This window comes from Asaia sp. VD9, from assembly GCF_037150015.1.
GTDB lineage: Bacteria > Pseudomonadota > Alphaproteobacteria > Acetobacterales > Acetobacteraceae > Asaia.
Map to the genome: position 1 here is coordinate 513,590 of NZ_JBBCQM010000001.1, position 20,600 is coordinate 534,189.

Below are 20,600 nucleotides of genomic sequence, written 5' to 3' on the forward strand. Positions count from 1 at the left end.
GAAGATATCGCCGTTCGTGCCCCAGACCGCCCCTTGCTTTGTTACATTGCCCGTCAGTGGTGACCGGAGCGCCTGACGCTCTGGCCCAGCTTGCGCTCCACATGGCGCGCGAAGCGAACGAAAGGCAGACCGAGCAGCAGGTAAGCCGCCCCGATCAGCAGCCCCGTACCGATGTAATCGTAGTAGGTTGAGGACAGGCGGATATAGGTCTTGGTCAGCTCGGTCAGGGTGATGACGCTGACGAGCGAGGAATCCTTCAGCAGGGCAATGAAATCGTTGGTCATGACAGGCAGCACGGTACGAAAAGCCTGCGGAATGATCACGAGCCGCACTGCCTGCCCATGGGTCATGTTGAGGGCAATCGCGGCCTCCATCTGCCCTCTGGGCACCGAAGACAAGCCCGCCCGATAATTCTCGGCTTCATAGGCAGCGTAGTTCAGGCCGAGCGCGAGAACACCGGCAAAGAACGGTGAGAGCTTGATACCAAGTCCCGGCAAGCCATAAAAAATGAACAATACCTGGATGAGCAGTGGCGTTCCACGGACGATTTCAATGTACAGCCCGCAGGCGCCCCGAACGAGACCCGGGCCGTAATGGCGACCTAGGGCCAGAAGAAGGCCCAGGCTGACGGCCAGCACCATGGCCAGGGCGGAAACCACGAGCGTCAGTCCCGCGGCCTCGGCAATGATCGGCAGAAACCCCACATAGCGCCGCATCTGCCCCATCCAGCCCGTCTGACTGCGCATGGCGTCGCGGTAGCGCAGCCATTGCGTTGGCGCGACATGGCGCTGCGTATGATCGCCCGTCATCTGGGCCATCTCGGGCGTCCAGAGATTCCAGCGTCCGAGGATATCCTGCAGGGTACCATCCTGCATCATCTCGCCCAGAGTACGGTCAACCGCATCATGAAGGGCCAGATTGCCCTGGCGAAAGGCAATCCCGTACCGTGTCTGGCCTATCGGATCGCCTACGATCACAAGATCATCGGTCACACCTGCATAATAGAGCGCGATAGGACCATCCAGCAGCAAGGCATCCAGCCGCCCGTTGCGCAGATCGGAGAAGGCGTAGGTCTCCTCCTCGTACGAGCGCACGCTGATACTCGGTTCCCGTTGCAACAGGCGCTCGGCGAGCGTTTCCTTGATCGTCCCGACCACATGACCACGCAGCGCGCTGAAGCTGTTCAACTCCTGACGATCGCGACGCACCACGATACGATCACCGGTGACGTAATAGGGACGCGAAAACAAGGCCGCCTGCAAATGGTCGGGCGTCATCTCGATGCCATCAACCACCATATCGTACATGCCGCGCTGCAAACCCGGTATCAGCCCGTCCCAGTCATTCTGGACGAAACGTGCCTCTCGCCCCAGACGTCGGGCGATTTCCTGGACCAGGTCGAACTCGAACCCCTCAAGTCGGGTCGTATCGGCAGGATCATGAAACACATAAGGCACATTGGCTTCGCCATCCGACGCCCAGCTCAATTCATGCACGGCTGATGGCGGAGCCGCAAAGGCGCGGGGACCGGGGAGAAAGAGCGCGACGCAAAGCAGGATGAGCAGCCTCATGCGGGCGGTCAGACCTGCGCTCACAGGAGAGACCTCAGAAAACGACGCGTTCTCTGATCTTCGGGAGCAGCAAACAGCTCTTCGGGATCGCCGCTCTCGATGATCCTGCCCCCCTCTACATAGAGAACACGATCCGAGGCGGCGCGGGCAAAGCGCATGTCATGGGTCACCACGATCTGCGTCATCCCCTCTTCATCCAGGCGTCGCATGACCTGAAGAACCTCCTCGGCCAGTTCCGGGTCGAGCGCCGAGGTCGGCTCGTCATACAGCATCACGGCTGGTTTCATGGCCAATGCCCGGGCAATGGCGGCACGCTGCTGCTGCCCCCCCGAAAGGGTTCCAGGATAGCGCCCCGCCAGACCTTCCAGACCGACTTTGGCCAGAAGGCTGCGTGCCAGAGGCTCACTCTCGGCGGGAGAAATTTTCTTAACGGCGCGCGGCGCCATCATGACGTTATCGAGCACGGTGCGATGCGGAAACAGATTGAAAGACTGGAAAACCATACCCACATGGGCGCGCAGCTTGTGAGCGCGACGCTCCTGGGCCCGGTTCCAGCCCTGGCCATCGCTCTTTTCGATTTCGACATCCCGGATGCGAATCGATCCGGAATCGGGAATTTCCAGGAAGTTCAGACAGCGGAGAAAGGTCGATTTGCCGCAGCCCGAGGGGCCAATGATGGAAATCAGATCACCGCGCTTAACGCGAAGCGACATGTCGTGAAGCACGACATGTCGCTCAAAGCTCTTGGTGATGTTTCTGGCGTCGAGAACGGTCTCGGCGTGATCAGTCAGTTTCGGTCATCCCGCGCAGGACATAAGGAAGAATTCCTCCATGCCTGTAATAGGCGACTTCATCAAGCGTATCGATGCGGCAGAGAAGCTCGACCTGCTCGGTCTCGCCGCTGGCGCGGGTGATGGTCATCGGCACGGTCATCCGTGGCGTAATGGAATCGAGCCCACCCAGGGTGATCGTTTCGGTCCCATCCAGTCCCAGCGTCTTGCGGGTCGTGCCCTCGCGAAAGGTCAGAGGCAGAACGCCCATGCCCACGAGATTGGAACGATGGATACGCTCGAAGCTCTCAGCGATCACGGCCTTGATGCCCAGCAGGTTCGTACCCTTGGCCGCCCAGTCGCGCGACGAGCCCATGCCGTATTCGCGGCCGCCGATCACGACCAGCGGCGTGCCATCCTGCTGGTAGCGATGTGCGACGTCATAGATCGATGCGACGGTCCCGTCGGGCAGATATCTCGACATGCCGCCTTCGACACCGGGCAGCATCTCGTTGCGGATACGGATATTGGCAAAGGTGCCACGCACCATCACGCGGTCATTGCCACGGCGCGATCCGTAGGAGTTGTAATCGGCCACCGATACCTGATGCTCGCTCAGGAATTTGCCTGCCGGTGAAGACGGCTTGATGGCGCCTGCCGGAGAGATATGGTCGGTCGTGATGTTATCGCCCAACAGCGCAAGAATACGGGCATTCTCGATGTCATGTGTCTCGCCCGGCTCCTTGGTCAGCCCTTCGAAATAGGGCGGCTTCTGGATGTAGGTCGAGCTATCCGACCAGGCGAAAGTACGGGCATCGCTGGCGACGGCCAGAGCCTGCCACTGCTTCGTCCCCTTCGAGATGCTGCCATAACGCTCTACAAAGCTCTCACGCGTGACGGAGGACTTGATGAGCGCCGCAATCTCTTCATTGCTGGGCCAGATATCGCGCAGAAAGATCTCCTTGCCCTCTGTCGAGATACCAAGCGGCTCTTTCGTGATATCCTTGCGCAGCGTACCAAGTAGCGCATAGGCCACCACGAGCGGCGGGCTGGCGAGATAATTGGCACGCACGTTGGGCGAGATACGCCCTTCGAAGTTACGATTACCCGACAATACCGACGTAGCGACAAGGCCATTCCCCTCGATCGCATCCACGATCGGCTGGGCGATGGGGCCCGAATTACCAATGCAGGTCGTGCAGCCATAGCCGACCGTCTCGAAGCCAAGCGCGTCAAGATCGGCGCTGAGTCCGGCCTTGTCGAGATAATCCGTCACCACCTGCGAGCCGGGCGCCAGCGACGTCTTGACCCAGGGCTTGGGCTTGAGGCCGAGGGCACGGGCCTTGCGCGCCACCAGACCAGCTGCCACGAGAACGGCCGGGTTGGAGGTGTTGGTGCAGGAGGTGATGGCCGCAATCACCACATCGCCATGACCGATATCGTAATCCGAACCGGCCACGATGGCGCGCTTACGCACGTCATCGGGCTTGACGCCCAGTGTGGTGGTCAGGGCTTCTTCGAAAGCCGAGGTCGCATCGGTCAGCGCGACGCGGTCCTGAGGACGCTTGGGGCCCGCCAGCGAGGGGATGATGGTCGACAGATCGAGCGACAGCACCTTCGAGAATACGGGCTCGGGGGTGTCGGCATCGCGGAACATGCCCTGGGCACGCAGATAGGCTTCTGTGAGGCGAATGCGATGCTCGTCGCGGCCCGTCTGGTGCAGATAGTCCAGCGTCAGCGCATCGACCGGGAAGAACCCGCAGGTCGCACCATATTCCGGGGCCATATTGGCGATGGTCGAACGATCGGCCACCGGCAGATGATCGAGGGCGGGGCCGAAGAATTCCACGAATTTGCCGACCACGCCTTCGGCGCGCAGCATTTCGGTGATGGTCAGCACCAGATCGGTCGCGGTAGCCCCCTCAGGAAGCATGCCATCCAGACGCACGCCGATCACATCCGGGATCAGCATGGCGATCGGCTGGCCGAGCATCGCGGCCTCGGCCTCGATGCCGCCCACACCCCACCCGAGCACACCCATACCATTCACCATGGTGGTGTGGCTGTCCGTGCCATAGAGCGTATCCGGATAGGCATAGTCCTTGCCATCGACCGTACCGGTCCAGACGGCCTGCGCCAGATATTCGAGGTTCACCTGGTGGCAGATACCTGCACCCGGCGGTACGACGCGGAAGTTCTCGAACGCGCCCTGGCCCCAGCGCAGAAAGGCGTAACGCTCGCCATTGCGCTCGAACTCGATCTCGACATTGCGCTCCAGCGCATCGGCGCTGCCCGCCACATCGACCATGACCGAGTGATCGATCACGAGATCGACCGGCACCAGCGGGTTCACCTTCTCCGGGTCACCATCGAGGGCAATGATGCCATCGCGCATGGCGGCGAGATCGACCACGGCGGGAACGCCCGTGAAATCCTGCATGAGGATACGCGCCGGTTTGAAGGGCACTTCCTGATCCGAGTGGCCCTTCGCAGTCCAGTCGACAATGGCCTGCGCATCTTCCGTGCGGTAGCTCAGCCCGTCTTCGAAGCGGAGCACGTTTTCGAGCAGGACCTTGAGGCTGACCGGCAGGCGGGACAGATTGCCCAGCTTGCTCGCCGCCTCAGGCAGGGAAAATATGCGGTACTTCCGGCCATCAACCTCCAGATCCCGCATCACGCCCAGGGAATCCCGTCCAACGGTTCTCATGGCTTGTCCTCCTGCCTTGTCAACTGGCTGCCTTGTCAACTGGCCCTTGCGGGCCGGCCCTTCTATACAGTCTCGACCCTTATTCGCACAGAGTCGAATGAAACTCTCTCAGGAAGATGTTATTTCCGCACAATGTCAGGTTTTCCCTCGTCTCATGCACCCTGGCTCGTCTTGCATGACGTAACCGTGATTCGCGGGATGCGCCTTGTTCTGGACGGAACAAGCCTCGCGCTGTCTGCCGGTGAGGCTTTGCTGCTGACGGGACCAAACGGTTCGGGCAAATCGACGCTGCTGCGCGTTCTGGCCGGGCTCTGTCCTCTCCAGGGAGGCCGCCTCACGATGGGCGGTCGCGACGGGCATGACCCCGAGCAGGCACTGGATATCGCCTATCTCGGCCACGCAGATGCGCTCAAACCCGGATTGACCCTACGGGAGAATCTCACGCTGGAAGCGAGGCTTTTCGGGAGCGATATGGAAAGGGCGCTGAATGCTCTCGATCTGCTCGATCTTGCCGACCTCCCCGCCAGGCTGCTTTCTGCCGGCCAAAAGAGGCGTGGGGCTCTCGCCCGCATCCTGCTGCGCCACGCGCGGCTATGGTTGCTTGATGAGCCGAGCCTCGGCCTCGATCAGCGCGCGATCGCCCGGCTCGGCACCCTCATGGCGGCACATCGTGCCGCGGGTGGGATGATCGTCGCCACAACCCATGTACCTCTTCCTCTGCCCGATGCGCGCAGCCTCGCCCTCAATCCCTCTGAAAGCCTGTCATGATCGGAAGTGCGTTTCTCGCTCTGGTCAGACGCGAGTTGCGTCTGGCAGTGCGTCACGGGTCAGACACTCTCGCGGCCCTGCTCTTTTTCCTGCTCTGCGGCAGCCTGTTTCCACTCGCGCTTGGTCCCTCCCCCGCAATGCTGCATCGCCTGGCCCCCGGTATCATCTGGGTCTGTGCCCTTCTGGCCAGCCTGCTACCTCTGGATCGTGTTTTCGGAGCCGAATTGGAAGACGGGGCACTTGATCATCTCCTGATGCTCGGCCTGCCTCCCGGCCTGCTCGCTCTGGCGAAAATCTTCGCGCATTGGCTGACCACCGGCTTACCACTCTTGATGGCCACCGTACCCCTGACGCTGATGCTCGGCGGAACTCCTGCGGATATACCGCCCATTCTGGCTGGGCTGGCTCTGGGCACGGTGCTGCTCTCCCTTCTGGGCGGCATGGCGGCTGGGCTCGTCCTGGGTGCGCGGCGGGGCGGCGTCCTGCTGCCCTTGCTCGTGCTTCCTCTGGCAACGCCGGTGCTGATCTTCGGTGCCGCCGCCGCCGATGCGGCGACCAACGGGCGGAGCTTTGCCACGGAACTCGACTTTCTGGGGGCTTTCCTTGCCCTTGCGCTTCCTCTTTGCCCGCTCGCTGCTGGCGCCGGCCTGAAGGCCGCAACCACCTGAAGGGCCAGGAGGGAGGCTTCCGTCTGGTGCCTCGTAGTCAAACTCCGTGGAGCGTGCCCGAACAGGCGCGCTGAAGCCGCGTAAGTCCCGGCGCCAAAACACCGGCAGGGCTTGCCATCTGCCCTCTCCCCGTTCTCTAACGGGTCTCGTGTCTTATCCGGAAGGTGCTCATGCGTTTCTCCCCGCTCCTCGCCAGTGTCGCCCTTCTCGCCTTGGCGCCTCTGACGGCACAGGCCGCACCGGGCTATCTGCGCGAGCCGGCGCTTTCCGGCACGCAGGTCGTGTTCGACGCAGAGCAATCAGTCTGGAGCGTCGGCCTGCAGGGAGGCCCCGCCAGCCGCCTCACCGCACCCATCGGCACCGACCCGCACCCCATTCTCTCGCCCGATGGCAAGCAGGTCGCCTTCCTGGCCAATTACGACGGCCCGACCGAGCTTTACGTCATGCCCATCGAGGGCGGCACGCCAAAGCGCGTGACCTATGAGAATCAGAGCGTCACACCCATTGGTTGGGACCGCAAGGCGGGCATTCTGTACAGCACCGCCCCGCCAACCGGCCCCGGGCTGAGCCATATTGTCGTCGCCATTCATCCGGTCAGCGGAACACGCCGGGTCTATCCGCTGGCAGATGCCAATGACGCCACCCTGAGCCCCGACGGCCAGTGGATCTACTTCGTGCGTTTCGGTACGGCGGTGAGCCACGATCATTTGCGGCTCTATCGCGGCGGCGCGATGGCCCAGCTCTGGCGCTACAAGCTCAAGGGCGGGGTCGAGGCAGAGCGGATCGGCCCCACAGACGCCAATATGCGGCGCCCCATGCTCTGGAAAGACAGGCTGATCGTGATCAGCGACCGTGACGGGCGGGATAATCTCTGGAGCTATGCGCTGGACGGGACAGAGGGACACGCCCTGACCCATCACGACGATTTCGGCGTGCGCGAGGCCAGTCTGAGCGGCCATGATATTGTCTACCAACTCGGCGCGGATCTGTATCATCTCGACCTCGAGACCGGATCGGAAACCCTCATCCCTGTCGAGATTGCGAGTGATCGTGCCGCCCGCCGCCCGCTCTGGCTGGACAATCCCTATCCCTTCCTCACGGATATCGCCCTGGCCCAGAACGGCAAACAGGTGGCCCTGACCATCCGAGGCCACGCCGTGCTAGCCGCACCCGGCCCCTTGCGTCGCATCACCCTGGCTACGGCACCGACCACACGCCTGCGTCATGCTGCGCTCTCCCCCGATGGCAAGACGCTCTATGCCTTCAGCGACAAGGGCGGGGAATCAGAACTCTGGGCTTTTCCTGCTGCCGGTGGCAGCGAGGGAACACAGCTCACCCATGGCACCAAGGGAGAACCGACAGGCCTCTGGGTCTCACCCGATGGCGGCCATATCGCCCATACTGATCTTTCAGGGCATCTGTATCTCCTTGATCTCTCCACTCATACCGACAAGCTGATCGACGATGCGCGTCTGGACGGACAGAGCGAATATGATTCCCTTGCCTGGTCGCATGACGGACGCCTACTCACTTTCGTCAGGGCCCGGGGAGAGAACATACGCCGTCAGATCGCGCTCTATGCGCTCGATACCGGCACGACACTCTGGGCGACCACTCCCGATTATGAATCCTATGCGCCCAGTTTCAGCCCGGACGGGCATTTCCTGTGGTTTCTTTCCGACAGGCATTTCAGCCTGAACAACGGAAGCCCATGGGGCGACCGTGCGCCTGCCCCTGTGTTTACGCAGCGCACGGGGGTTTTCGCCCTCGCGCTGCAAAAGGACGGACGTTTTCCCTTTGCCCCGGTCACCGAACTCCTACCGCCCGCACCGGCAAAGACGACCGATGCGCCAGGAAAATCGGTTGGCAAGAAGCCTGCCGCCATCCTCGATGTCGAGAACCTGCCGAACCGCCTCTACCAGCTTCTTTTTCCGGCAGGAACATTCAGCAAGATCGCGGTGGGCCCTGACACGCTGTACGTTCTGGCTCACAAACCCGATCAGCCGGTCAGCAAGGATGACGACCTGACGCTTCGTGCGATCAAGATCGAGCCGGGCGAAATCAAGCCCAGTGATTTCGCGACGGGATTGCGCGACATGTCCCTTACCCCGGATGGCAAGACACTCATGCTTGTCTCCGGCAAGGAGGATGCGCGCCCCAAGATCCAGCTCGTACCCGCCACGGGCTCGATGAGTGGCGTGAGTGGCGCCAATACCACGGTGACACTCGACGGCTTCCGCCTGCGGGTCGACCCGGGGGCCGAATGGCAGGATATGTTCAACGATGCCTGGCGCCTGCATCGCGATCATTTCTATGACCCCGCGCTGCACGGGGTGGACTGGAACGCAACCCGTGAACGCTATCGCCCGCTCTTGTCACGCGTCGGCGATCGCTCCGATCTGGACGATCTGCTCGGCCAGATGATGGGCGAACTCAATGCGCTTCATTCCCAGCTTCGCGCGCCGCAAACCCCCGAGCGCGACAACGCGGTCCTGATTGCGAGCCTTGGCGCTCATCTGACCCGTCAGCCAGGCGGATTCCTGATCGATCGCATCTATGAGGGTGACCCCGATCTGCCCGATGATCGCTCGCCGCTGGCAGCACCAGATGTCGATGCTCGCCCCGGTGACCTGATCATTGCCCTGAACGGACAGAGCCTCGCCGACCAGCCCGATCTGACCGCCCTTCTCGCCAACCAGGCCAATCGTCAGATCCTTCTCACCCTCAAGCGCAAGGACCGCCAGTTCCAGATTGTCACGACGGCAATCGGCGCCAAACAGGATGCGTCCTTGCGCCTGCAGGCCTGGGAAAACGAGCGCGCGCGCTATGTTGCCGATGCCAGCCATGGACGGATCGGCTACGTGCATCTGCGCGCCATGGGCAAGGACGACATCGCTCGTTTCACGCGCGATTTTTTCAGCCAGACCGAAAAAGACGGCCTCGTGATCGATGTGCGTCGCAATCTGGGCGGGAATATCGATTCATGGGTCCTGTCGGAGTTGCTGCGCAAGGTGTGGATGTTCTGGTCCGATCATGGCAAGGCGCCTCAGGGCAACATGCAGCAGACTTTCCGCGGGCATCTTGTCGTGCTGTGCGACGCCTTCACCTATTCCGACGGAGAAACCTTCTCCCAGGGAGCCAAATCCCTCGGTCTAGGCCCTCTCATCGGTGTGCGTACTGCTGGCGCGGGCGTCTGGCTGTCCGATACCGATCGTCTGGCCGATAACGGTCTGCCCCGGACGGCGGAGCGTCCCTATTTCGACATGAAAGGCCATTGGCTGGTCGAAAATCACGGCGTCGAGCCTGACATCACGGTGGAAAACATGCCTGTCGCCACCTTCAACGGTCAGGATCAACAGCTCGACAAGGCACTCGAGACACTTAACACCTTGCTGGACCAACACCCGATTGCCCCCATGGCGCCCGAAGCTTTCAACGGCACGGCGGAGGCAAAACCGCATTGATACGACCGTCCGCTGAGGCATCCATGCGGAGGGCTTCGGGTTCCGATAAGAGGCATCCAGGGCGCTGCGCCAGGCTCCGGGCGCCAGGTGGCGTCGTGCCTGGCCTGCTCAGCAGCTGGGGGAATAACCTACAGGCACGAGGATAGCACTCTTCATGGCGCCCAGGAGCGGAAGAATACCCTTGGGCGGCCAGGCGCCTGTTTCAACCGCCTGTTTGCGCCTGGCTGCGCGCTCCGCAAGATCGGCATACGGCCAGGCATGGGCCAGACGCGACACACCATCGCTCGAAGTCATGACGAGATAGGCTGGTGAGACGGCCGAGCGCGCTGGGAGTGCGCCTTCCATCAGCGCCGTCACTTCTGCTTCGCGGCCTGGCAGGATATCATAGACACGCCATTCATAGGCGCCCCCGAACGCACCCGGAGCTGGCTGCGTCCCACCGATCAGTGTCCAGCGCTGACGGTCTATACGCTCGACGCCCGCCGCATGGTCGGGCCAGACGATATCCTGAGGAGTCTGGCTGAAAAGAACGACAATTTCGTTCAGAGCACCGAGATCGGTGGTCCAGCAGCCCAGAAATCCAGCGCGACCCACGAGGGGCGCCTCAAGGGCGCCCACGATAGCGGGGACGCTCCCCGAGCGGCAGGTGAGAACGAAGGTTTCAACGCAGACCGGCATCGGAAGAGATTCCTTGTGCAGTGTTCTTATTTCTTGAGAGAGTCGACGAACTTCTCGAGCCAGTGGATCGTGTAGTCACCCTTCTGGAACTGCGGATCGGCAAGGATCTTGCGGTGCAGCGGAATGACCGTCTTCACACCATCCACCACGCATTCGTCCAGAGCCCGCATCATGCGTGCGATCGCCTCGGCACGTGTCGGGGCATGGACGATCAGCTTGGCGATCATACTGTCATAATAGGGCGGAACGCGATACCCGGCATAGATGGCGCTGTCGATACGCACACCCAGACCACCCGGTGCATGAAAGACCTTGATCGTGCCGGGATTCGGCATGAAGGTTTCAGGATCTTCCGCATTGATGCGGCATTCGATGGCATGACCACTGAAGGTGATGTCCGACTGCTCATAGCCGAGCGCCTGACCGGCTGCCACGCGGATCTGCTCACGAACCAGATCGACATCGCACACCATTTCGGTCACGGGATGCTCGACCTGAAGACGCGTGTTCATCTCGATGAAGCAGAACTGGCCGTCCTGATACAGGAATTCCAGCGTACCGGCATTGCGGTAGCCCATCTTTTTGAGCGCCGCCGTTGCAGTCGCCCCGATCGCATCGCGCTCTCCAGCCGAGAGCACGGGCGATCCAGCTTCTTCCAGAAGCTTCTGGTGACGACGCTGCAGCGAGCAGTCACGCTCGCCGAAATGCACGACATTGCCATGCGTGTCGGCCATGATCTGCAGTTCGATATGACGCGGCTTGTCGAGATATTTCTCGAGATAGACCTCGTCATTTCCGAATGCCGCGCGGGCCTCGGTACGGGCGACCGACCAGGCTTCCTCGATCTCGTCCTCGGTCTGTGCCACCTTCATGCCACGACCGCCGCCGCCAGCGGCAGCCTTGATCAGCACGGGATAACCAACCTTGGCGGCGACTTCGCGCGCCGCGGCCAGATCGCGCAAGGCACCATCCGAACCCGGCACAAGCGGCACGCCAAGCTCGCGCATGGTAGTCTTGGCCATGATCTTGTCACCCATCGTGCGGATATGATGGGCGGTAGGGCCGATGAACACGAAGCCGTGCTCCTCGACCGTCTCGGCAAAATCGGCATTCTCGGAAAGGAAGCCATAACCAGGATGGATGGCTTCGGCCCCGGTGATCGTGGCGGCCGAAAGAATGGCAGCCACGTTCAGATAGGAGTCACGTGAAGAGGGCGGCCCGATGCAGACCGCCTCATCCGCCAGTCGGACATGCATGGCATCGGCATCGGCCGTTGAATGCACGGCAACCGTCGCTATGCCCAGTTCACGGCAGGCGCGCAGGATGCGAAGCGCGATTTCGCCGCGATTGGCGATCAGGATCTTGGAAAACATCGGGTTCCAGACTCAGTCAGTAATGCTTATTCGATGATGGCGAGCGCTTCGCCGAATTCAACCGGGTCACCGCTGGAAACCAGAAGACGCTTCAGGGTGCCGCCGCGCGGCGCCTTGATCTGATTGAAGGTCTTCATCGCCTCGATCAGCATCAGGGTCTGACCGGCCGTCACAGCCTGGCCTTCCTGCACGAAGGGGGGAGCCGACGGATCGGGTGCCAGATAGGCAATACCGACCATCGGGCTGTTGACAGCGCCAGGATGGTTGGCAGCGTCGACCGGGGCAGCTGCCGGAGCAGGTGCGGCAACAGGCGCCGCAGCAGCGGGTGCCGGGCCAACGGCATGAACCACCTGGCCGCCGGCATTGCGTGCCACACGAATGCGACTGTCCTTTTCCGCGACCTCGATCTCGGTCAGTCCGGTTTCAGTCAGAATATCGGCCAATGCCCGGATGGCATCCGCGTCCACGAGCATACGGCTCATCGTTCGTCCTCGTCTTCGATCATGTCATAGAGTGCACGCAATGCCATGGCATAGCCACGCACGCCAAACCCGCAGATTACGCCAATAGCGGCCTGGGAGGTATAGGTGTGATGGCGAAAGGCATCGCGGCGATGGATGTTGGAGATGTGAACCTCCACCGTCGGCAGGCCCGTGGCGAGCAGCGCATCGAGCAATGCGATGGATGTGTGACCATAGGCCGCCGGATTGATCACGATACCACGCGCCCTTCCCCGGCATTCCTGAATCCAGGAAACCAGTTCCCCTTCGATATTCGTCTGGCGAAAATCGATGGCGACATCGAGCTGCTCGGCGGCCTGGATGCAAACCTGTTCAAGGTCGTCCAGTGTCGCATGGCCGTATATTTCCGGCTGGCGCATTCCGAGCATGTTGAGGTTGGGGCCGTTCAGCACGGCAATCATCGGGCGAATCATGAAAGGAGCCCGTAGCACTTTCGCATGGGCCGTAAAAGCCTTCCCGCATGGCGCAGAGGGTTTACGCCTCATTCCTGCCGCGTTTCTAGGCTTCTGTGCCCCGCATGAGACAGCCTCTCGCCCGTCTCATGCGCTTCTGAGGGTTCTTTCGCGCAGGTTCGGGCATCACGATTTCGCAATCGTGGCAGGCTGTGATACACACGTCGTTCGCCGCCCCGGATCGTCGGGGCATTCGTTCGTTCGGAGTAACTGGGCAAAAGGCTGCAAGCTGTCGTGACATCTTCTAGAAGCAGAAAACTGACATTCAGTTCCACGGAACGATGCAAGATGCGTCTCCGCGCCCGAATCGGGGGTCTCGCTCTGCTTTGCACGGCATTCGCACCGAAGCATGGCGCCCACGCGGCCACGGCCTCGCAGGCCGCGCCCCAGACCACGATCGTGACCGAACCCAGCGCTGAGAACGCCCCCTGGGCCTCCTCGGTGCGCCTTGCGCTCGCCAAGCGTGCCCATCGTATCGCTCTAGCCAGCCATAATGTGCTCTCATGGTCTGAGCATGGCGTAGCCAGCTGGTATGGCCGTCGCCTCGCCGGTCATCGAACCAGCAGCGGCGAGCGGCTGGACGGCCAGGCCCTGACGGCCGCGCATCCTACCCTGCCCATGGGCTCCAAGGTTCTGGTCGAGAACGAAGATACGGGTCGTTCGGTCATCGTGACCGTCAATGATCGCGGACCATTCAACAGCCGCATCATCGATCTCTCTCACGCAGCTGCAGCAGAAATCGGTATGCTGGGCAGTGGTACGGCTCACGTGAAGATCGCCCCTATCCCGGCCGATACCGCCATCAAGGAAGACCAGCCGCTTGAAGTGGCCGAGGCGGAAGCTGAGGACACCAACGAGCAAGCCCTCGATGCTGTCACTCCGGTCGTGAAGCCTCATGCGCGCCGAGCAGCCCCTACGCGCCGTGTGCATCACCACAAGTAAACCGCTCCTACGTCACTTCTTCTTCGGAGCGAGATACAAAAAAAAGGGCGTGGGCCATTGGCCACACGCCCTTTTTTATGGCCTGACAGTCGATTACCAGCACCTAGCTTTCCGAGGCGACTGCAACCGTGGGCTCGCTGCCCTCCTGCACTCGCGTGACACCTGGCACCTTAGGGTTGAACCCCTTCATGCGATCCTCGAGCCCGGCATTCAACTCGGCCCCGAACAGCACGACATAGGTGCCGACGAAGAACCACATCATGATCGCGGCAACAGCACCTAGCGGGCCGTAGGTCGAGCCGTAGCTGGCGAAATGACTGACGTAATAAGAGAAAGCGAGCGAGGTCAGCACCCAGAGAAGCGTGGCCACCAGGGAGCCCGGAACGATCCATCGCCAATCCGGCTTGTCACGGCAGGGGCCATAGCGGAACAGAAGCGTCACTGCGATGAACACGAAGAGCAGCATCAAGGCAGGTGCGCCGAAATGGACGATATAGCGGGTGCTGTAGCTCATGAGGTAATCGGTAAGATACAGGATTTCGGGCGGCAGATTGCGCAGACCGAACCGGTTGAGCAGGTCTGGCATGTAGTCGATCAATGCCGGGAAAGCGACCATGAGCGCCAGCGTCATGCAGGCCCCCACCACAGCTCCAAACGTGACCCCAAGCGCGAGAAACTGGAAGCGGAAGAAACCGCGCGTCTCCAGAACGTCATAGGCAAGGTTGAGCGCTGAAAGAACCGATTTGGTGCTCGCCGAGGCTGACCAGAGGGCGATGGCTGTCGAGAAAATCAGTCCAACCGTGAGCGAGGCATGGGGCTGGGCGATCAGCGTATGGATCTGCGAGGCGATGAGCTCGAAAGCGGTCGCGGGCAGCAAATTGCGCAGGACATTCAGCTGGGGTTCCACAGTCTGCAGATCGAAGATCAGCCCGTAGAGCGAGATCAGCGATGAGATGGCCGGGAACAGGGAAAGCGTGGCGTAGAACGCGCATCCCGCAGCCGAGAGGCTGGTCTGACTCGATCCGAGATTACTCAGTGTCTGACGCAGGACAAGCTTCCACCCGCCCAGAGGCATATGGATAGGGCTTTTGGCGCCGGTACCGGGTGCCTCGCGCCCCATCGCCTCCTCGGCAAGGGGTGTCTCGGCGGCGATCTTCGCCGGAGACTCAGACGGTCTCGACGCATCGACGGCACCACCCGATTCAAGGGCAATTTTTCGGGCCTGACTATCCGATGTCGGGGACTCGTCCACAAAGATCTCCTTGTTCATGCCACTTCGGCGCCCTTGAGGCGGTTCAGGCTCTGCCTGGGGTCAGGCGGGCTCTTTATTGCCCGCGCAGCCCCGAAACGAAAAGGGAGACTGCCCCATCATGACGCTCAGACTCCCGAAACGTTGCACTGCGTATAGCGTTTCAGGGCCACAACTTCGCCCTGGTCGAAGAAAAAAAAGACACCATCAATTTTTTAGTTGCAACAGGGGGGGTTTGGTCCCATATGCGCCCCACGCAGCAACGCACGTGCCACTGGCCCTCTGTAGGTTACGCAACGACGTCAAGCGTTCTGGCAATCGGGCTGATCCTGCTCATTTTCGAGCAACCAGCCTCGTCCTGATCGCCGGTCCGTTCGACCGTTTCGCAACAAACCCGCCCGTGCAGCTCCGGGCGGATTTCGGGAGGAGTGACTCATGACTCCGAAAATCGTCCGCTATCTTGCCGAACAGCAGCCGGCAACCCCCTGCCTCGTCGTCGATGTCGACCATGTGGAAGAGCGCTACCACGCCCTGCGTGACGCTCTGCCGCTCGCTCACATCTATTATGCCGTGAAGGCCAATCCTGCCGCGCCGATTCTCGAGCGTCTGGTGCGTCTCGGCTCGTCTTTCGACGCAGCCTCCATCGGCGAGATCCATCAGTGCCTTGATGCCGGTGCGCAGGCCAGCCAGATTTCGTTCGGCAACACGGTCAAGAAAGTCTCGTCCATCCGCGAGGCTTTCGGCCTCGGCGTCGACCTGTTCGTGTTCGACAGCGAAGAGGAACTGGCCAAGCTGGCCGAGCATGCGCCCGGTTCTCGCGTTTTTTGCCGCCTCGCGGTCGAGAATGAAGGCGCTGACTGGCCTCTATCGCGCAAGTTCGGCACCACCGTATCTCATGCCAGGGACCTGCTGCTGAAGTCGGTCGAGCTGGGTCTGGAACCCTATGGCCTGTCCTTTCATGTGGGCAGCCAGCAGACCAGCACAGCGGCGTATGAGGCAGCGATCGCCAAGGTTGCCATGCTGTTCACCGACCTCTCGGCGGCGGGAATCGACCTCAAGATGGTCAATCTCGGTGGTGGTTTCCCCGTGCGTTACCGTGACGACATTCCCGAGATCGAACAGTTCGGTCTCGCGATCGGACGCGCGATGACGGAGCATTTTGGTAATGCCCTGCCGCAGATGCTGATCGAGCCCGGTCGCTTCATGGTGGCCGAGGCCGGTGTCGTTTCGACCGAGGTCGTGCTTGTCAGCCGTCGCGGCGGCAAGGAAAGCGATCCGCGTTGGGTCTATCTCGATATCGGACGTTTCGGCGGCCTTGCCGAGACCGAAGGTGAAGCCATCCGCTATCGCTTCCGCACGCCCCATGACGGGCTGGCAACGGGCGAGACGGTCGTGGCCGGTCCGAGCTGTGATGGTGTCGACATCATGTATGAGAAGAACCGCGTACAACTGCCTCATGCGCTGAGCTCGGGCGATCGCATCGAGCTTCTGACCACCGGAGCCTATGTCACCACCTATTGTTCCACCGGCTTCAACGGATTTGCTCCCCTCAGCGAACACTATATCTGAGCGCGGTTCGGGTCGGCACGTCGGTCACCCCAGTCGAAACACCGACGCGGCTCTGACATCGCTTCCTCCCGAAAATAGAGACACGCTGCAGGAAGCGTCTGATCCCCTCACCGGGATTCAGGCGCTTCTCGCGTTATGAGCCGTCCAGTCAGGTAATATCAGCAGACTTCACCCTCAATCGGATGCTGGCTCCCGTCTGCACTGCCTTTATGGCATGCTGCCTGCGTCGTTCCCCTCAGAGACTGGACGCCCCATGCTTCGTCGTAGCTTTATTCGCTCAAGTCTGATGACGGGGGCCGCGTTGGGCATGATACGCAGCCCTGCTTTTGCGACGGCAAGAGGACGCGTAGGAGACAAAAACAGCCTGACCGACGTAAGCGGACTTCGCGTGGGTCAGGCGCAAGACAGCCAGGTACGAACCGGCGTGACGGTCATCCTGCCAGACTCACCCTGTCCCTGTGCTGTCGACGTGCGCGGCGGCGGCCCCGGAACCCGTGAAACCGACGCGCTCAACAGCTGGAATCTGGTGCACCGTATCGATGCACTCACTCTTTCCGGCGGCTCTGTCTACGGGCTGGCCGCCGCTGACGGCGTAGCGGCCTGGCTTGGGGCACGCGGCAGGGGCTTTGCCATGCGCAGCGTGAAGGATGTTCCGCCATCTCCCATCGTCCCTGCCGCGATCCTCTACGATCTCGACAATGGAGGCGATAAGAGATGGGGTGAGACACCGCCTTACCGCGCACTCGGCATGGAGGCCGTCAGTCGGGCGGGACCAAATGTCGCGTTAGGCACGCAAGGAGCCGGATACGGGGCAATGGCAGGAAGACTGAAAGGCGGGATCGGCTCTGCCTCCTGGGTCACCCCCGAAGGGTATACGATCGGCGCAATTGTGGCCACGAACAGTCTCGGCGCCGTCACGCCCCCTCACGACCGGCGCTTTTGGGCTGCGCCTTTCGAGCAGGGACAGGAATTCGGCGGACTGGGCATTTCGCCCTCCCTCGTCGCACCGGACGACTGGACAGGGACCAAGCTCGACCCGAATCCACGCGCCAATACCACCCTCGCCTGTATCGCTACCGACGCTGCTCTCGATCAGGATGAACTCAAGCGTGTCGCGATGATGGCGCAGGACGGGCTCGCCCGGGCCATTCACCCGATCCACTCACCCTTTGACGGCGATACGATCTTCGCTCTCGCCACCGGCACCCGGTCCGTCGCTTCGGAAGGTCGCGCCTTGCTCGTGGCGCATCTGGGCAGCGTCGCCGCCGATGTCCTGTCCCGCGCTGTAGCGCGCGGTGTGTATCAGGCTACCCAGCCCCCCGGTGGCAACGCAACGCTCTGGTCCAACCTGCCCGCTTCGCCCTGATCCGGGCTCACATCCTGATGAGGCCGGGCAGAATTCCCGGCCCATCGAGCCCATAGAAGCGCCGAGCCGCTCCAGAAAAGAGCGATCCCGCTCGCACCGGAGCCAGCCTGCCCACGATGGCGCGCGCATGAGCGAGGATCTCGCCATAGGTTTTGCCCGCGAGGAGGCATACTGGCCAGTCGCTGCCCCAGAGAAGACGATCGGGGAAGAGGGTCAAAAGCGTCTCGATAAACGGCGTAAGACGTGAATCATCACTCCCTGGCGGGAGTTCCGTGTGGAGTCCCGAGAGCTTGCAGGCCACACCCAGGTCCGAGAGCCGCGCCATTGCATCCCGCCAGAAAGCGAAGCCGCTCCCTGTCATGTCAGGCTTCGCCCCGTGATCGATTACCAGGCTCAATGTGGGCCATTCACGACGAAAGCGCTGCAGCATATCCAGATGTCTCGGGCGGATAAGGGCGTCCAGACGCAGCCCATGACCGCAGAGGGCGTTCAGGGCTGGGCGCAGATCTGACGACAAAAGCCAATCCTCATCTGCCATGTCCTGCAACATGGGGCGCACCCCTTTGAGCTTCGGCTGAGCCGCCAGCCATGCAATGCGCGCCGGTGCTTCCGCATCAGCCAGATCGACCCAGACAACCACCCCGGCAATCGTCGGCGTATGCGCCGCAAGAGAGAGCAACCAGAGTGTTTCACGCCAGTCTTCCTGTGCCTGCACCAGAACACTGCACGTAACGCCCGACGGTTCCGCAACCGATGCCCAGTCCTGCACGCCATAATCGCGATAGAGCGTCCCCTGTCCTGCGCCGGGCCAGTGATGGAAGGGATTGGAAAGGGACCATACATGCTGATGCGCGTCGACAATGTCGCGCCTGATCGGGACCGAACCAGGAATCTCCCCATGCGCGATCGCGCTCATGCTGCGGTCCAGCCCCCATCGATCACATGTACACTGCCCGTGGTGTAGGCGGAGGCATCGCTCGCGAGATAGAGTGCAAGTTCGGCTATTTCCTCCGCTGTGCCGATACGCCCCATTGGCTGACGACCGATGAACGCTTTGCGCGCAGCCTCTGCATCGCCTGTCGCGGCAAGCCGCTCATCGAGAGAGGGTGATTGCACTGTCCCGGGACAAATGACATTGCAGCGTATCCCGCGCGACACGTAATCCACAGCGATGGATTTGCTCAGCCCGATCACGGCGGCCTTGGAAGCACCATAGGCAAAACGATTGGGCACGCCGATGACAGAGCTCGCAACCGAGGCCATGTTGATGATCGATCCGCCATTTTCCAGCATCCGGGGCATAACGGCGCGAATGACATCGACCATGGCGTGAACGTTGAGCGCGAAGGACAGGCGATACCCTTCATCGCTCGTGTCGAGCACCGTGCCGGAGTCGACGTACCCCGCGCAGTTGAACAGGATATCGACCGCCCCGACCGCGCTCAGGCCTGTCGCAATCGCCCCTGCTTGCAGCAGATCGAGCACGATCGGCTGGCAGGAAGCGAGGGAGGCCAGCGCCTCACCGTTTCTGTCTACCGCGAAAACAACGGCCCCTTCACGAGCAAAGAGTTCCGCTGCGGCGCGACCGATACCCTGCGCCGCTCCTGTGACGATCGCGCGTTTTCCTGCGAGGCGGCTCATGACCCATAGGCCCGACAGCTCTGTGTCTGACGCCCGAGCGACACGCCTGTATCGCTCTCGATACCGAGCACCATATGGTCACCCGGCTTGAGGTATACGGGAGGGTTGAACCCCAGACCCACACCGGCTGGCGTACCGGTCGAGATGATATCGCCGGGGCAGAGGGTCATGAACCGGCTGATATAGCTCACCAGATAAGCCACATCGAACACCATGTTGCGTGTGTGTCCGTTCTGATGACGCGTCCCGTTGACCTCCAGCCAGAGCGAGAGCGCCTGCGGGTCGGGAATTTCATCGGTCGTGACGAGCCAGGGCCCGACCGGGCCGAAAGTATCGCAGCTCTTGCCCTTGACCCACTGACCGCCCCGCTCGAGCTGAAAGGCGCGCTCAGACAGATCATTGATCACCATATAGCCCGCCACATGATCGAGCGCCGTCTCGACCGGCACATGCCGCGCCGTCTGGCCGATCACCACACCAAGTTCGACCTCCCAGTCGGTTTTCTGCGCGCCGAGCGGGATGATGATGGCGTCATTCGGGCCGCAAAGCGCGCTCGTCGCCTTCATGAACAGCACCGGTTCATCGGGCGGGGCGATCCCGGATTCTTCGGCGTGGTCGCGATAGTTGAGCCCGACACAGATGAACTTCCCCACACCCGATATCGCGGCTCCAATGCGCGTTCCCTCGGGAATAAGGGGAAGAGAGGCCGGATCGATGGTGGAAAGACGCGCTGTCAGCCCGTTTGCCAAGGCCTCACCCGAAATATCTGGCGTGATCGAGGACAGATCGCGCGCATGCCCGTGGCTGTCGATGAGCGCTGGTTTTTCCTGCCCGATCGGGCCGAGTCTGGCGAGTTTCATG

General features: G+C 61.7%; 17 protein-coding genes. 6 read left to right on the forward strand and 11 right to left on the reverse strand.

The window, feature by feature from the left end; all coding sequences use genetic code 11:
• Window positions 1-53: 53 nt before the first annotated feature.
• The 3 genes from WFJ47_RS02315 to acnA form a co-directional block, all read right to left on the reverse strand.
• Window positions 54-1,571, reverse strand: coding sequence for an ABC transporter substrate-binding protein/permease (locus WFJ47_RS02315; protein WP_336760664.1), 1,518 nt, complete (start codon window positions 1,569-1,571; stop codon window positions 54-56).
• 20 nt (window positions 1,572-1,591) lie between these two features.
• The gene (locus tag WFJ47_RS02320) at window positions 1,592-2,284 is read right to left on the reverse strand and encodes an amino acid ABC transporter ATP-binding protein (RefSeq protein ID WP_336760598.1); all 693 of its coding nucleotides are present in this window, start codon (window positions 2,282-2,284) and stop codon (window positions 1,592-1,594) included.
• A 70-nt stretch (window positions 2,285-2,354) separates the two neighbouring features.
• Window positions 2,355-5,048: an aconitate hydratase AcnA gene (gene acnA / locus WFJ47_RS02325; protein WP_127102728.1), complete on the reverse strand. Its 2,694-nt coding sequence runs from the start codon at window positions 5,046-5,048 to the stop codon at window positions 2,355-2,357.
• Between the two features lie 132 nt (window positions 5,049-5,180).
• On the opposite strand from acnA, the gene ccmA reads away from it, so the two are divergent.
• From ccmA to WFJ47_RS02340, 3 genes are all read left to right on the forward strand, one after another.
• Window positions 5,181-5,816 (forward strand): heme ABC exporter ATP-binding protein CcmA, encoded by a 636-nt coding sequence (gene ccmA / locus WFJ47_RS02330; RefSeq protein WP_336760599.1) that lies wholly within the window; start codon window positions 5,181-5,183, stop codon window positions 5,814-5,816.
• Window positions 5,813-6,484 (forward strand): heme exporter protein CcmB, encoded by a 672-nt coding sequence (ccmB, locus tag WFJ47_RS02335; protein WP_336760600.1) that lies wholly within the window; start codon window positions 5,813-5,815, stop codon window positions 6,482-6,484. The genes ccmA and ccmB overlap by 4 nt, the downstream gene beginning before the upstream one ends.
• Before the next feature lie 170 nt (window positions 6,485-6,654).
• Window positions 6,655-9,948: a S41 family peptidase gene (locus WFJ47_RS02340; RefSeq protein ID WP_336760601.1), complete on the forward strand. Its 3,294-nt coding sequence runs from the start codon at window positions 6,655-6,657 to the stop codon at window positions 9,946-9,948.
• 108 nt (window positions 9,949-10,056) lie between these two features.
• On the opposite strand, the gene WFJ47_RS02345 is transcribed toward WFJ47_RS02340, so the two are convergent.
• From WFJ47_RS02345 to aroQ, 4 genes are read right to left on the reverse strand one after another with little or no spacing between them, the layout of a single operon-like run.
• Window positions 10,057-10,626, reverse strand: a complete 570-nt coding sequence (locus tag WFJ47_RS02345; RefSeq protein WP_127102724.1) for an NIPSNAP family protein — start codon at window positions 10,624-10,626, stop codon at window positions 10,057-10,059.
• A 26-nt stretch (window positions 10,627-10,652) separates the two neighbouring features.
• Window positions 10,653-11,999 (reverse strand): acetyl-CoA carboxylase biotin carboxylase subunit, encoded by a 1,347-nt coding sequence (accC, locus tag WFJ47_RS02350; RefSeq protein ID WP_336760602.1) that lies wholly within the window; start codon window positions 11,997-11,999, stop codon window positions 10,653-10,655.
• A 26-nt stretch (window positions 12,000-12,025) separates the two neighbouring features.
• Window positions 12,026-12,481: an acetyl-CoA carboxylase biotin carboxyl carrier protein subunit gene (locus WFJ47_RS02355; RefSeq protein ID WP_127102722.1), complete on the reverse strand. Its 456-nt coding sequence runs from the start codon at window positions 12,479-12,481 to the stop codon at window positions 12,026-12,028.
• Complete coding sequence (aroQ, locus tag WFJ47_RS02360; protein ID WP_023979560.1) at window positions 12,478-12,933, reverse strand: type II 3-dehydroquinate dehydratase; 456 nt, start codon at window positions 12,931-12,933, stop codon at window positions 12,478-12,480. Before aroQ ends, WFJ47_RS02355 begins: the two co-directional genes overlap by 4 nt.
• Before the next feature lie 327 nt (window positions 12,934-13,260).
• Between aroQ and WFJ47_RS02365 the strand changes: the two genes are divergently transcribed.
• Complete coding sequence (locus WFJ47_RS02365; RefSeq protein ID WP_127102721.1) at window positions 13,261-13,914, forward strand: septal ring lytic transglycosylase RlpA family protein; 654 nt, start codon at window positions 13,261-13,263, stop codon at window positions 13,912-13,914.
• A gap of 103 nt (window positions 13,915-14,017) precedes the next feature.
• Here WFJ47_RS02365 and WFJ47_RS02370 read toward each other — a convergent pair whose 3' ends face one another.
• Complete coding sequence (locus WFJ47_RS02370; protein WP_127102900.1) at window positions 14,018-15,034, reverse strand: YihY/virulence factor BrkB family protein; 1,017 nt, start codon at window positions 15,032-15,034, stop codon at window positions 14,018-14,020.
• A 564-nt stretch (window positions 15,035-15,598) separates the two neighbouring features.
• Here WFJ47_RS02370 and WFJ47_RS02375 point away from each other — a divergent pair.
• Both WFJ47_RS02375 and WFJ47_RS02380 read left to right on the forward strand, forming a co-directional pair.
• Window positions 15,599-16,732 carry a type III PLP-dependent enzyme gene (locus tag WFJ47_RS02375; RefSeq protein ID WP_336760603.1) on the forward strand — a complete coding sequence of 378 codons (1,134 nt, stop codon included), beginning with the start codon at window positions 15,599-15,601 and terminating at the stop codon, window positions 16,730-16,732.
• 307 nt (window positions 16,733-17,039) lie between these two features.
• Window positions 17,040-18,098, forward strand: coding sequence for a P1 family peptidase (locus WFJ47_RS02380; RefSeq protein ID WP_336760604.1), 1,059 nt, complete (start codon window positions 17,040-17,042; stop codon window positions 18,096-18,098).
• 7 nt (window positions 18,099-18,105) lie between these two features.
• Here WFJ47_RS02380 and WFJ47_RS02385 read toward each other — a convergent pair whose 3' ends face one another.
• Genes WFJ47_RS02385 through WFJ47_RS02395 form a run of 3 tightly spaced genes read right to left on the reverse strand, consistent with a single transcriptional unit; the run spans window position 18,106 to window position 20,599 of the window.
• A complete protein-coding gene (locus WFJ47_RS02385; RefSeq protein ID WP_336760605.1) occupies window positions 18,106-19,014 on the reverse strand; it encodes an amidohydrolase family protein in 909 nt (302 codons plus the stop codon).
• A complete protein-coding gene (locus tag WFJ47_RS02390; RefSeq protein WP_336760606.1) occupies window positions 19,011-19,739 on the reverse strand; it encodes an SDR family oxidoreductase in 729 nt (242 codons plus the stop codon). Before WFJ47_RS02390 ends, WFJ47_RS02385 begins: the two co-directional genes overlap by 4 nt.
• A complete protein-coding gene (locus tag WFJ47_RS02395) occupies window positions 19,736-20,599 on the reverse strand; it encodes a fumarylacetoacetate hydrolase family protein (RefSeq protein ID WP_336760607.1) in 864 nt (287 codons plus the stop codon). Before WFJ47_RS02395 ends, WFJ47_RS02390 begins: the two co-directional genes overlap by 4 nt.
• Window position 20,600 lies beyond the last annotated feature (1 nt).

What these genes read in the sequence shown, in the direction of transcription:
- WFJ47_RS02315 (WP_336760664.1), bottom strand. Translation starts at nt 1,571, where the DNA reads ATGAGGCTGCTCATCCTGCTTTGCGTCGCGCTCTTTCTCCCCGGTCCC.
- WFJ47_RS02320 (WP_336760598.1), bottom strand. Translation starts at nt 2,284, where the DNA reads ATGTCGCTTCGCGTTAAGCGCGGTGATCTGATTTCCATCATTGGCCCC.
- acnA (WP_127102728.1), bottom strand. Translation starts at nt 5,048, where the DNA reads ATGAGAACCGTTGGACGGGATTCCCTGGGCGTGATGCGGGATCTGGAG.
- ccmA (WP_336760599.1), top strand. Translation starts at nt 5,181, where the DNA reads ATGTCAGGTTTTCCCTCGTCTCATGCACCCTGGCTCGTCTTGCATGAC.
- ccmB (WP_336760600.1), top strand. Translation starts at nt 5,813, where the DNA reads ATGATCGGAAGTGCGTTTCTCGCTCTGGTCAGACGCGAGTTGCGTCTG.
- WFJ47_RS02340 (WP_336760601.1), top strand. Translation starts at nt 6,655, where the DNA reads ATGCGTTTCTCCCCGCTCCTCGCCAGTGTCGCCCTTCTCGCCTTGGCG.
- WFJ47_RS02345 (WP_127102724.1), bottom strand. Translation starts at nt 10,626, where the DNA reads ATGCCGGTCTGCGTTGAAACCTTCGTTCTCACCTGCCGCTCGGGGAGC.
- accC (WP_336760602.1), bottom strand. Translation starts at nt 11,999, where the DNA reads ATGTTTTCCAAGATCCTGATCGCCAATCGCGGCGAAATCGCGCTTCGC.
- WFJ47_RS02355 (WP_127102722.1), bottom strand. Translation starts at nt 12,481, where the DNA reads ATGAGCCGTATGCTCGTGGACGCGGATGCCATCCGGGCATTGGCCGAT.
- aroQ (WP_023979560.1), bottom strand. Translation starts at nt 12,933, where the DNA reads ATGATTCGCCCGATGATTGCCGTGCTGAACGGCCCCAACCTCAACATG.
- WFJ47_RS02365 (WP_127102721.1), top strand. Translation starts at nt 13,261, where the DNA reads ATGCGTCTCCGCGCCCGAATCGGGGGTCTCGCTCTGCTTTGCACGGCA.
- WFJ47_RS02370 (WP_127102900.1), bottom strand. Translation starts at nt 15,034, where the DNA reads ATGGGGCGCGAGGCACCCGGTACCGGCGCCAAAAGCCCTATCCATATG.
- WFJ47_RS02375 (WP_336760603.1), top strand. Translation starts at nt 15,599, where the DNA reads ATGACTCCGAAAATCGTCCGCTATCTTGCCGAACAGCAGCCGGCAACC.
- WFJ47_RS02380 (WP_336760604.1), top strand. Translation starts at nt 17,040, where the DNA reads ATGATACGCAGCCCTGCTTTTGCGACGGCAAGAGGACGCGTAGGAGAC.
- WFJ47_RS02385 (WP_336760605.1), bottom strand. Translation starts at nt 19,014, where the DNA reads ATGAGCGCGATCGCGCATGGGGAGATTCCTGGTTCGGTCCCGATCAGG.
- WFJ47_RS02390 (WP_336760606.1), bottom strand. Translation starts at nt 19,739, where the DNA reads ATGAGCCGCCTCGCAGGAAAACGCGCGATCGTCACAGGAGCGGCGCAG.
- WFJ47_RS02395 (WP_336760607.1), bottom strand. Translation starts at nt 20,599, where the DNA reads ATGAAACTCGCCAGACTCGGCCCGATCGGGCAGGAAAAACCAGCGCTC.